Origin of the sequence: Comamonas aquatica NBRC 14918 (assembly GCF_000739875.1) — a bacterium.
In the GTDB taxonomy this organism is placed as follows: domain Bacteria; phylum Pseudomonadota; class Gammaproteobacteria; order Burkholderiales; family Burkholderiaceae_C; genus Comamonas; species Comamonas aquatica.
This window is the reverse complement of sequence record NZ_BBJR01000021.1, coordinates 1-12009: the sequence shown is the minus strand read 5'-3', so window position 1 is coordinate 12009 and position 12009 is coordinate 1. Positions and strand designations below refer to the sequence as shown.

Genomic DNA, 12009 nt, shown 5'->3' with positions numbered 1-12009 from the left:
GGGCATGCCCATGAAAACCGCAGGCGGGCTTACAAGGCCAGCCAGACCGTATCGCCACCGGCGCTGGATGGCTGGGGGGCAATCCCCAGCAGCGGCGCGTGGCGGCGCAGCAGCTCGTCAAAAAGTGCCGTCTCCGGGGCGCTGATGCTCTCATCGCCGCGGTGGTAATCCGCGGCCAGTTGCGAGGTGGTGAAGCTCATGCGGCCAAACCGCTGCACGGCATTGCGCAGCTTGTCGAGGTTGATCGGGGCGGGGCTGCTGGTCATGGCTTGTCTCCTCAAAAAAAATCCAACGAAGTCGGCATGGCCTTGACTGTGGCATGGCTTGCGGTTCGCCACAAGGGGGCTGGGGTGGCCCCACGTCGCGCGACAGTGGGCCGCTCATGCACGTCCGCAGCGCACCGTCCCGTATTGGGCGTCCGCCCTGGCGCGGCCAAGTTGCGCCCTTGTCTGGCGTGCAGGCAGGCATTGCTGCGACGTGGCGTGGACGCTTGCCACGCCCCAATACTGGGGCTGGATGGTGTGTGCTGCGCGGTGTGCACGCCGGTCCCTTTTGTTTCGCGCAGTGTGAGGCACGATGAGCCTGGTTTTTGTTCCTTCGGGGCTGCTGGTGGTGGCTGCGCTGGTGTGTGCCACCGTCTGGTGGCGGCGCCGCAACCATGGTGAACTGCTGTGGCTGGCGGCCAGCCTGTGCCTGGCGGCTATGTCGATGCTGCCGTCCTCGGTGCTGGGGGCCTGGGATGTGGCTGGGTGGGCGTCGCTGTGGGCGCTGGGTGCTGTGGTGGCTGCGGCCCAGGCGCTGGCCCAGCGCTTTGGCCGCCAGGTGCAGTGGCTGGGGTGCGTGGCGTGCGCGGCGCTGGTGCTGGCGGGCCTGCTTGGGGGGCCATTGCTGCCCGGTGTCTCCGGTGGAGAGCTGCAGGCCCTGGGCCTGACCGTGGTGCTGGGCCATGGCCTGCCAGGGGCGTGGCGCGCGCCCATCCGCCACCGCGGGGATACCGCTTTGCTGGGCGTGTGGCTGCTGGGCCTGTTGGGCGTCCTGGCCCAGCCCTGGGTGGGCCGATGGGGGCTGGCCTATGTGCCCGGCTGGGGCGTGGGCGTGCTGGAGCTGTTGGTCGGCGCCGGGCTGCTGACCGCCACCATGCTGGCCTGCGTCTGGGCCGACACGCGCCACCGCAGCGGGGGGGCAGACCGCCGCTCCGCCAGCGACACCGGTCTGGCCGACCGGCACGCGTTCGAGGCTGCCTGCGGGCTGCGGCCGTTTGAACGCCAGATCCGCGTGCTGGCGCTGTGCGATGTGGAGCACCTGCCGGCGCAGCGGGGACCGCGCGCCCAGGTGCAGCGCCGGTTTGCCCAGATCCTGCGCGCCAACGTGCGCGAGGGCGACCATGTGGCCCACTTGGGCGAAGAGGCCTTTGCCCTGGCCCTGCGCCAGATCGACATGGCCAATGCCCAGGCCCTGGTGCAGCGCATCGCCCTGCAGGTACAGGAGCAACTCTGGGTGGGTCCCGAGGCGGGCGCGCCGGAGCCGGTCAGTGCCAGCTTTGGCCTGGCCATGGTGCGCGAGGCTGACACCCTGGCGATTGCCATGCACCGCGCCGATGTGTTGCTCTACCAGGCCAAGGAGTGCGGCACCGGCCAGGTGGGCGTGGATGAGGTGGCGACCGAGGCCGCCTGAGCCGCAGGGCTCGCATTGAGACAATTTGAGAGCGCCCTGCGCAGCAAGGACGCGCGCTGCAGCGCAATTTGGCGTGTGATGCCCTTGGCGCGGCACCGGCCCGCTTTCCGCCAGCTTGCATGCAGCTTGCAAACGGCGCCGGACAAACCCTGAGCCACAGATTGCAACACTTGGTTACCGCTTGATCGACATCAAGGGCGGGTTGCGGCAGTCTCGCTACGCTCCAGCCCCAGATTCACTAAGCCTTGCGCTTGGTCAGCATGCTTTTGCGCAAACGCATGACTGGGGGTGCTGTGCAGCGGCATTCCACACCCGTGCGCACACAACAACGGCGTGGAACGCCGTGAAGGAGATGACCGATGCACATCGGCCAACGTTTTTGGCGCCGCCAAGGGCTGGGCGCCAAGCTGGCGATCACCAATTTTGTCTGGGTCGCGTCCATCCTGGGGCTGCTGGTCCTGGGCATTGCCTGGGGCGTCAGCCATTCCCTGCAGTCCAAGATGCACAGCGAGATGCAGCAAGGCATCCAGATGCTGCACCGCTTCATTGAGTCCAACGACAAGGACCTGCGCCAGCGCACCCAGTTCCTGGCCGACAGCCTGGCGCGCAGCCTGCAGGGCACGCTCATCCTGGACCGCAGCGGCAGCGAGCCGCTGCTCAGCCTGAATGGCGAGCTGCTCAACGGCAACGACGTGCACATTCAGGGCTTCACACGCAGCACCGGCGCCGTGGCCACCGTGTTCGCGGCCCAGGGCCAGGGTGACTTCCTGCGCATCGCCACCACGCTGAAGAACGAGCAGGGCGAAGCCGCCCTGGGCAGTCTGCTGGACCGTGCCCACCCTGCCTACGCTGCCATCCAGGCGGGGCAGAGCTACATGGGCCTGGCCAACCTGTTCGGCCGCCAGTACATGACGCACTACCGTCCGCTCAAGGACGCTGCGGGCGCCACCGTCGGCATCGCCTTTGTGGGACAGGATTTCTCGGAGCTGCTGGACCACCTCAAGGCCTCGATCCGCAGCCTGCAGGTCGGCCAGAGCGGCTACTACTTCGTGCTGCGCGCCGAAGATGGCCCGCAGCGCGGCCAACTGGTGGTGCACCCTGCGCAGGAAGGCAAGAACATCAGCGATTCGCAGGACAGCGACGGCCATTTCTTCATCCGCGACATGCTGGACCGCAAGCAGGGCAGCATCACCTACCCCTGGACCAACCCCGGCGAGAGCCAGGCGCGCGAGAAGCTGGCCGTTTTCGGCCACTACGCGCCGTGGAACTGGGTGTTCGCCTCCAGCGCCTACGTGGATGAATTCACCGCCGAAACCCAGGCGCTGATCATCAAGTTCGCCGCCATGGGCCTGGGTGCGGTGCTGGTGCTGGCGGCCGTGTGGTTCTGGCTGATCCGCCGCATGATCGTGCGCCCCTTGAACGAAGCCAGCCGCATGGCCGATGCGATTGCCGAAGGCGACCTCACCGTGCGCATCCGCAGCGACCGCCAGGACGAGATCGGCCACCTGCTGGAGGCCATGAACAACACCAGCACCGGCCTGACCCGCGTGGTCAGCACCGTGCACGAGCAGGCCCACAGCGTGGCCCTGGCCAGCGCCGAAATCGCCCAGGCCAACCAGGACCTGGCCACCCGCACTGAAAGCGAGGCCAGCGCCCTGGAAGAGACCGCCGCCGCCATGGAGGAGCTGGGCTCCACCGTGGCCCACAACGCCGACCACGCCCAGTCCGCCGACCAGCGCACGCGCGAAGCCCAGCGCGTGGTCACCGAAGGCGGGCAGGCCGTGCGCAAGGTGGTGCAGACCATGCAGGGCATCGACGCCAGCAGCAAGAAGATTGCCGACATCATCGGCGTGATCGATGGCATCGCATTCCAGACCAACATCCTGGCGTTGAACGCGGCGGTGGAAGCCGCGCGCGCCGGCGAGCATGGCCGTGGCTTTGCCGTGGTGGCGGGCGAGGTGCGCGCCCTGGCCGGCCGCAGCGCCGAGGCCGCCAAGGAAATCAAGCAGCTCATCAGCCACAGCGTGGCCGAAATCCATGCCGGCAACCAGCAGGCCGCGCACGCCGGCGAGACCATGGAGCAGGCCATCACCGAGATCGAGAAGGTCACCCAGCTGATCACCGACATCAGCCATGCCAGCGGCGAGCAAAGCAACGGTGTGGCCCAGGTGGCCGAGGCCGTCACCCACATGGACCAGACCACGCAGAAGAATGCCGCCCTGGTCGAGGAAATGGCCGGGGCCACCGAAGGCCTGCGCAAGCAGTCCGAGGAACTGGTGCGCGCCGTCTCCATCTTCCGTCTGCAGGGCGGCCCCGTGAACCCGCTGCGCAGCCCGGTGCTGGCGCCGCGTGGGGCCCCGTCGACACCGGCCGCGCCGGCCCGCAGCGCTGCGGCAGCGACCACGCCACGGTCCCCGGCCCTGGCACCCAGTGCGGCCTCCGCCCCCGCCCCAGCGGCGCCCGCTGCCGCCCGCAAGGCCAAGGCCCCGGCGACCACGGCCGAGGACGACTGGGAAACCTTCTGAGCTTGGACCGCCTGCATGGCCCGCATCTCCCCTTCGGGGCATGCACGGTGTGTTGGGCATAAAAATGGCTGCCAGCGCTTGTCCCACCAGCGCTGGCAGCTCTTTTTTATGAGAACGTACGCCCGCCCGCTCCAAGCAGCCCCGGGCCCCTGTGCCAGGCTGCGGCGGGTCGGCGGAGCACCTATCCCGCGTAGCGGTATCGCGAATCCGCTGTAATGGGGAATTAAGCAATCGGAGCCAAGTCATGACCCCCAAGACGTCGCTGGACAAGTCGAAGATCAAGTTTCTCCTGCTGGAAGGTATCCACCCCAGCGCCCTGCAGGTGCTGCACAACGCGGGCTACACCAACATCGAAACGGTGTCCGGGGCGCTGCCGCCCGAGGAGCTGCTGCGCAAGATTGCCGACGTGCACTTTGTCGGCATTCGCTCGCGCACCCAGCTGACGGCCGAGGTGTTTGCCGCCGCCCAGAAGCTGGTGGCCGTCGGGTGCTTCTGCATCGGCACCAACCAGGTCGATCTGGACGCGGCGCGCCAGCATGGCGTGGTGGTGTTCAATGCCCCGTACTCCAACACCCGTTCCGTGGCCGAGCTGGTGCTGGGCGAAGCCATCCTGCTGCTGCGCGGCATTCCCGCCAAGAACGCGGTGGCGCACCGTGGCGGCTGGCTCAAGACCGCCGACAACGCCTATGAAATCCGCGGCAAGACCCTGGGCATCGTCGGCTACGGCTCCATCGGCACCCAGCTGTCGGTGCTGGCCGAGGGCCTGGGCATGCAGGTCGTGTTCCACGACGTGGTCACCAAGCTGCCGCTGGGCAATGCGCGCCAGGCCGCCTCGCTGCAGGAGCTGCTGGCCACCAGCGACATCGTCAGCCTGCACGTGCCCGAGCTGCCGTCCACGCAATGGATGATCGGCGCCGCCGAAATCGCCGCCATGAAGCCCGGCGCCATCCTGATCAATGCCTCGCGTGGTACGGTGGTCGAGATCGACCCGCTGGCCGACGCCCTGCGCGCGGGCCAGCTGCTGGGGGCGGCCATCGACGTGTTCCCGGTCGAGCCGCGCACCAACAAGGACGAGTTCACCTCGCCCCTGCGTGGCCTGGACAACGTCATCCTGACCCCGCACATCGGTGGCTCGACCATGGAGGCGCAGGCCAACATTGGCCTGGAAGTGGCGGAAAAGTTGGTCAAGTACAGCGACAACGGCACCACCACCTCGGCCGTCAACTTCCCCGAAGTGGCACTGCCGGCCCACCCCGGGCAAAAGCGCATCCTGCACGTGCACCACAACGTGCCTGGCGTGCTGTCGGCCATCAACCAGGTGTTTGCGCAGCATGGCCTGAACATCGTCGGCCAGTACCTGCGCACCGACGAGAAGCTGGGCTATGTGGTGATGGACATCGGCGCCGAAGCCCAGGACCTGCCGCTGGCGCAGCTGGCCGAGATCACCGGCACCATCCGCTGCCGCGTGCTGTTCTGAGCGCCGCGGGCCCGCGCCGCCCCGCCCGGGCACTGCGGCATGGGTAGGGGGGGCGCGTCGCTCACACCGGGGCGGCGGGCGCCTGGGGCTGGGCGTGGGCCTCGAAGTACAGCAGGTCGAACCACTGGCGGTGCAGCTGGATGCTGCAGCGCGAGTGGCCGAAACGGTGAAAACCATTTTTCTCCAGCACCCGGATCGAGGCCGGGTTCTCCGGCCGCGCCGTGGCCTCCAGCCGTTGCAGGCCGTGCACCTGAAAAGCCTTGTGCATCACCGCCTGCACGGCGGCGCTGGCCAGCCCCTGGCCGCTGTGTGTGGGCGCAATCCGGTAGCCCAGCGACGCGCTGTGGTACGGCGCGGGGCGCACCTGGGTCAGGTTGATGCGCCCTGCCAGCTCGCCACCCAGCCAGATCAGGTAGTGGAAGGCCTGGCCTGCGGCCTGCAGCTGCAGGGCCGCCTGCAGGGCGTGGTCAAAGCCGACGGGGGTGTAGAAGTTGTCGGGGCGGGGATTGACCCAGCTTTCGAAGTAGGCGCGGTGCGTGGTTTCCAACACCCAGAGCGGGTGCGCATCCTGGGCGCGCAGCAAGATCAGTTCCACGGTGGCTTTCGGGATGAAGATGCGGCGATTCTGTGGCGGGTGCGCAGGGCTTGGCAAGCGAGCGGTGGTCGGTATCTCCCTCAGCGCGGGTCCAGGCCATGGCATGCGTGTCAGTGACCGGGCGCAGGACGTGGTCCGTGTGATGCCTGTGGGTGGGCCACCGTGCCGGAGCTGGTGGCTGTGGCGCGATGGGGTGGAGCGAACAAGGCAAACGCTTGGCGCTACCCCGATGGCTGAAGCGGTGTCCACAGACCCCAGGGCGCCCTGGCGCGGGGGGGAATGCCGAATGCGCCGCCGCACGTGTGAGGGTCCCCGACCACACAACGGTGGCCGCAGGCAGTGCCGTGGGAAGGACTGCACTGCGGCGGTACGGCCTGCAGACAAACCGCCTCCAGGACAAAGAACCGCCTGGCGCCAGGGTGTCTTGGCACGCCCATGCGCTGGGGCATGCCTGCTGCAAAGCCCTTTGCAGCCGGTCCGACAAGGAACCAGTCCCTTGGCCTCTAACCGGGTCGTCGCGCGCCACCGCGCCGGCGGTGGCTGAAAAGAACTTTGCAGCACACCATCCACGCGGGTGGCCGGACCCACGGCCATTCCAGATGCGCAGCAGCGCCTCAGTGCGGCACGTGGATCTTGGTCTTGATGTGCTTGAGGTTGGCCACGATGGTGAAGGTCATCACCACCAGCATGGACCACGAACTCCACTTGCCCACGTGCACGGCCGACCAGGCGCCCAGCTGGTTGGGGTAGCTCCAGACCCCGGCGAAGGTGGAGATGTTCTCGGCCAGCCAGATGAAGAAGCCGATCAGCACAAAGGCCAGCAGCAGCGGCATCTGGCGGTCGCGGTCCAGCGGGCGGAAGACCACGGTGGTGCGCGCGTACAGGCCCAGGGCGCAGGCGGCCAGGTACCAGCGGTAGTCGCCGATGTAGTGGTGGGTGAAGAAGTTGGCGTAGATCAGCACCGCGATCAGCGCCGCCATCCAGTGCGGCGGGTGGTGGCGGATGCGCAGGTCGAACAGGCGCCAGGCCTGGATGATGTAGCTGCCCACGGCCGCGTACATGAAGCCCGAGAACAGCGGCACGCCCCAGAGCTTGGTGTAGGCGAAGTCGGGGTAGGCCCAGGACTTGATGCCGCTGGAGGTCTTGAACACCTCCAGCGCGAAGCCCACGATGTGGAACAGGGAGATGGCCTTCAGCTCGTCCCAGGTTTCCAGCTTGGTGGCCACCATGGCGATCTGGATGGCCAGGGCCGCCAGCAGTAGCACGTCGTAGCGCGGCAGGCCCAGCACGCCCGCGCGCGGCACGGCGAACACGGCCAAGAAGAACAGGCCCACAAACAGGCAACTGCGCGCCTCCTTGATGCCGAACCACAGAAACTCCAGCCCCGCGCGCTGCAGCCCGCGCGGCTGCCAGTGGCGCGGCGGGTGCAGGAGGAAATCGTCCAGGCGGTTGAGGGAGGCCATGGTGCTGGCGCTGGCAGGGGCTGCGGTTGGCAGGGGCGTGGCAGACATGCGAGGGGGCGGGCGGGACGGTTTGGGGCAGAGGGGGGAGTATGCCTTGGGGCGGTGGCGGCGCTGTGGCAGGCCGCACCAGTTGGCAGCGGCGCGTGGATGCGGTCCGGGGTGTGCTTTGGGCGCTGCACGGGCGTGTGGGCGGAGGCTGGGAGTCGCCCGGCGGCGAGTCGCCTTCTTTTGCTGCACCCAAAGAAGCCGGGGTTCGCGCTTGCGCGGGGTGCCACGCATCGTGCGCCGCCATGTGCGTGGAGACCCAAAACAAGACGACGCTGACAGCGGGCGGCCCGGCCGAACGCCCTGCGCGCCTGCGCCGCGTCGTTCAAACCACTGCCGGAAATCAGAAGGGCTGCCAGTGGCGTGCGCGTCTTGGCGCGCGCACGCGCTGGGGCTGGGATGTCCGCTACGGGGTGTTGAACCGGTGGCGCTGGCGGGGCGACCAGGTTGTTAGCGTGGCCAACACCACCCCGCCCACCACAGGTGGGCGGTAGCGACAAGGCGTGAAGCCGCAGACCGTACGCCCGGTACGGCCAGGCGCAACCACGGCCTACCGAGGGTGGTGTTCGCCAATCTGGATGAAATGGGCAGCTGGCGCTGATCCAGCCTGCGTCGGCAGCTCACTTTTTAGAAAACACTGCTCTCTGTGCGGCCTGCGCTTATGGGTGCGCCGTCGCAGCGGGGGCACGCAGATCACGCCCCAGCATGCGATCAACCAGGCCCGCCAGGTCCAAGCCGGACGACAGCACGGCGCTGACCTTGTGCGGTTGCGTCTGCCCCGCATCCAGCTGCGTGGGCGTGCCCAGGTCGAAGACAAAGCTGTAGTGCGGCTCATGGCCCATGCGCAGGTCGGTCAGCAGCACGCGGCCGTCGCGCAGCTCCATGCGGATGGGGCCCTGGGTGAAGCGCTGCATGGCCTGCACCGCTGGCACGCTGGCCCAGCGCTGCAGGTAGGTCTGGCCGCGCTGCGTGGCCGTCAGGGGGATGTGCTGCCCCTGGTCCAGCAGGCTGTAAAAGCCCTCGTAACTGTGCGTGGGCGTGATCGCCAGCACCCGCCACAGCACGGTGTTGAACGGCGTGGCATAGACAAACAGCTGGGCATCCGGCACGCCTTGTTCGGCCAGGGCCTGCTGCGCCACGCTGCGCACCTGGTGCTGGGCGCCCACGCTCCACAACAAATAGCAGCAACTGAAGACCAGCGCCCAGCGGTTGGGCCCCCGCCAGTCCACCCCGCGCCGCGCGCGCAGGCCGGACCACAGCAGGCCCAGCAGCAGCGGCAAGGTGTACAGCGGATCGATGATGAACACGCTGCCCACGGCAAACGCGTGGTCGGTGAAGGGCTGCAGGAACTGCGTGCCATAGCTGGTCATGGCGTCGATGCCCACATGGGTCAGCAGCGCCAGCAGCCAGGCCAGGCTCCAGCGCGCCGTCAAATTCGGCGCACCCGCAGGGGCCTTGCGGTCCACCAGCTTATGCGTCAGCCAGCCGAACAGCGGCGCCGCCAGCGTCAGAAAGAACAGCGCATGCGACTCGGCCCGGTGGCGCACCATGTTCAGCAGATCGTCGCCATGATCGATCAGCACATCCAGGTCGGGCACCGTGCCCGCCACGGCGCCCACCAGGGCGGCCTTGGCAAAGGACGTGCGGCGGCCCATGACGGCCACGGTCACGCTGGCGCCGAGCACGGCTTGGGTCAGAGAGTCCATAGGGTGGGGGTTCTCGCGAAGGCGTTGAAGGATGAGGCCCTGTACGGGCCAGGGCGAAGCGCAGACGTTGCCCGTATTAGGCGGGCTGGAAAGGGAAAAGTTCTGTGGAGGGTGGCTTTGGAGGCGACTTGCCTGGTGGTCTGGCTGTGGTCGAGAGGCTCCCGGCGGTGTAGCTGATGTGGGGCGCGTCCAATCCAAGTGCCCTACACATCAGAGGGCCGCGTGACCCATCCGCTGTCGCGTCGATCGCAGCGAGATGGACAGCGGTTGATGCCTGCTGATATGGGGCAAGGTGGCAAAACAGCCAGCAATTCTGCGGGATGCATCCTGCCCTGGCGCTTGCGGGATTGTCGCGATGCGGCCGCGTGGGCGACGGACTAAGCTGGATGGCAGGAGACAACACGATGCACAAAACCCTGCTTCTGGCGGCTGCGACCTGCGCGGCCACGACTTTTGCGGCTCCGGTGGCTGCGGCCTACCCCGACAAACCCATCAAATTGATCGTGCCATTCCCGCCCGGGCAGGCGACCGACATCTTTGCCCGCGCCCTGGCTGAAAAGTTGGGCCAATCCCTGGGCCAGCCCCTGGTCGTGGAAAACAAGGCGGGTGCGGGCAGCAACATCGGCAGCGAGCAGGTGGTGCGCAGCCCCGCGGACGGCTACACCCTGCTGGTCGCCGGCAGCGCCATGGCCGTGAACCAGACGCTGTACAAAAAGGTGAACTTCGACCCGCGTGTGGACCTGGTGGGCATCAGCCTGATTGCCAAGGTGCCCCTGGTCTTCCTGGCCCACCCCAGCGTGGGCGTGCGCAGCATGAAAGACCTGGTGGACAAGGCCCGTGCAGAGCCCGGGCGCTGGAACTACGCCAGTGCCGGCATTGGCGGTACCCAGCACCTGAGCGGCGAGATGGTCAAGGCGCGCGCCAAGCTGCAGATCGAGCACATCCCCTACAAGGGCAGCGGCCCTGCGCAGGCTGACTTTTTGGGCGGACAGGTGCCGCTGATGGTGGATTCGGTCACCGCCGCCCTGGCCAACATCCAGGCTGGCAAGGCCATCCCTTTGGGCGTGACTTCCAGCACCCGATCCAGCCAGTTGCCGGAGGTGCCCACCATCGCCGAATCCGGCCTGTCCGAGTTCCGTGGCTTCGAGGCCGTGGGCTGGCTGGGCCTGATGGCACCCAAGGGCACCCCCAAAGACATCATCGACAAACTCAACCGCGAAACCGTGGCCATCCTGCGCAGCCCCGAGATGCGCAAGTTCATCAGCGACCGCGGCTCGGAGGCCGTGCCCACCACCCCGGCGGAGATGGACGCCTTTGTGGCGGCGGAGATCACGCAGTGGGGGCAGGCGGTGAAGCAGTCGGGGGCTTCGGTGGACTGAGTGGCGGTTTTCTATCCACACGCCTGCCAGGGTGTGCGGCCGGCACAGCTAGAAGGACTTGTGAGTCCAATGTGGCTGTAGCGCTTGTCTAGCTTGCGCTAGTAGCTATGCATATTGAAAAGTGCTTTGCGTTTATGCGCTGCGCGGGCTTTGATGTCTGAACCGGCTTATCGCGCCGGGGCGAGTTCCTTTTCTTTGCTTCACCAAAGAAAAGGAACCAAAAGAAAGGCGACCCTGCTACCTGCGTCCCTTTGGGCTTGGCTGCGCCAAACCCAAGCGGGCAACCTGCGGTGCTCGCCTGCGGGGTGCGCCGCAGAACTCACTGCGCGGCTGTGCCGCTGCGTTCAAACAACTGCGGCGGGTCAGATGTACGCAGCGTGTGTGTCCTGCGGCACACACGCCACCCCGCAGGCTGTGCGCCTCGGCGCAGTTAGAAGGGTGTGGTGTTACGCATACATGAGTTTTGTTTTAATTATTTTTCAAGCATAAAATTTTTTCTTTAAAAATGGATGGCAAATGGCAGATTACATTACAAAAGTCGAAGGAAAAGAAATCCTTGGTCAAGCTTATTCTCACTTAGATATCGATTTTTTTAAAGACGAGAATCAAAGAGAAAATCTTGAAAGAATAATAAAGAGCTATGTAGAGCCAAGAGCAAAATTTTTGTTCGGTAACGATATTGATGTTGTTGTAGATTTTGAAGAAGGTAGTTTAAAGTCAACAATAACGGTTTGGGGTATTGTAGGTTCAATTATTACTGGAGTGGCTCAATATAAACCGATAAAAGAGGGTGTGATTGAAATTCATAAGGATATTCGAGCAATGGCTTCCGAAATATGGAATGATGATGCAAAGGCTGCTGAAGCAAAAAAGAACTTGAAGGAATCAGCAGAGGATGCCTCCAGATTAGCTCAAGCAACAAACTTAGAAGTTCTTTTCAATACAGGTGCTAGATCATGTCAAAAAATCAGACTAGAAAAGAGAACTGGCGTTATAGGAAGAGCTGCGCATCTTATTAAAGTTCTAGATGGAATAAAAAGCGATTATAAAATAATTGATGGTAAAGCAGAGATAAGGCAAAGCTTTTTGGTTGCAAGTTTGTATTACAGGCTGGCATCATTAAAGAATGAATTCTCGCAGAATGA

9 protein-coding genes are annotated in these 12009 nt (G+C 65.5%); 5 read left to right on the top strand and 4 right to left on the bottom strand.

From position 1 onward, the window contains the following. Positions 1 to 29: 29 nt before the first annotated feature. Entirely contained in the window at positions 30 to 266 is a 237-nt protein-coding gene (locus CA2_RS01390; protein ID WP_042411873.1) for a hypothetical protein, read from the bottom strand. Positions 267 to 576: 310 nt separating this feature from the next. Between CA2_RS01390 and CA2_RS01385 the strand changes: the two genes are divergently transcribed. The 3 genes from CA2_RS01385 to serA all read left to right on the top strand — a co-directional run bounded on the left by CA2_RS01385 (position 577) and on the right by serA (position 5676). Then, positions 577 to 1674: a GGDEF domain-containing protein gene (locus CA2_RS01385; RefSeq protein ID WP_042411870.1), complete on the top strand. Its 1098-nt coding sequence runs from the start codon at positions 577 to 579 to the stop codon at positions 1672 to 1674. A 359-nt stretch (positions 1675 to 2033) separates the two neighbouring features. Then, on the top strand, positions 2034 to 4199 hold the full coding sequence (locus CA2_RS01380; RefSeq protein WP_042411868.1) for a methyl-accepting chemotaxis protein: 2166 nt from the start codon (positions 2034 to 2036) through the stop codon (positions 4197 to 4199). A 244-nt stretch (positions 4200 to 4443) separates the two neighbouring features. After that, the gene (gene serA, locus CA2_RS01375) at positions 4444 to 5676 is read left to right on the top strand and encodes a phosphoglycerate dehydrogenase (protein ID WP_042411866.1); all 1233 of its coding nucleotides are present in this window, start codon (positions 4444 to 4446) and stop codon (positions 5674 to 5676) included. 61 nt (positions 5677 to 5737) lie between these two features. Here serA and CA2_RS18210 read toward each other — a convergent pair whose 3' ends face one another. From CA2_RS18210 to CA2_RS01360, 3 genes are all read right to left on the bottom strand, one after another. Then, positions 5738 to 6271 carry a GNAT family N-acetyltransferase gene (locus CA2_RS18210; RefSeq protein WP_042412117.1) on the bottom strand — a complete coding sequence of 178 codons (534 nt, stop codon included), beginning with the start codon at positions 6269 to 6271 and terminating at the stop codon, positions 5738 to 5740. Positions 6272 to 6885: 614 nt separating this feature from the next. Further along, positions 6886 to 7782 (bottom strand): DUF817 domain-containing protein, encoded by an 897-nt coding sequence (locus tag CA2_RS01365; protein WP_245620855.1) that lies wholly within the window; start codon positions 7780 to 7782, stop codon positions 6886 to 6888. Between the two features lie 656 nt (positions 7783 to 8438). Beyond that, positions 8439 to 9485 carry a metal-dependent hydrolase gene (locus tag CA2_RS01360; RefSeq protein ID WP_042411862.1) on the bottom strand — a complete coding sequence of 349 codons (1047 nt, stop codon included), beginning with the start codon at positions 9483 to 9485 and terminating at the stop codon, positions 8439 to 8441. Between the two features lie 404 nt (positions 9486 to 9889). Here CA2_RS01360 and CA2_RS01355 point away from each other — a divergent pair, with 404 nt between their 5' ends. Further along, the gene (locus CA2_RS01355) at positions 9890 to 10864 is read left to right on the top strand and encodes a tripartite tricarboxylate transporter substrate binding protein (protein WP_042411860.1); all 975 of its coding nucleotides are present in this window, start codon (positions 9890 to 9892) and stop codon (positions 10862 to 10864) included. A 516-nt stretch (positions 10865 to 11380) separates the two neighbouring features. Further along, positions 11381 to 12009, top strand: a 629-nt coding sequence (locus CA2_RS17850) for a hypothetical protein (RefSeq protein ID WP_217997615.1), incomplete at its 3' end; no start/stop codon positions are given.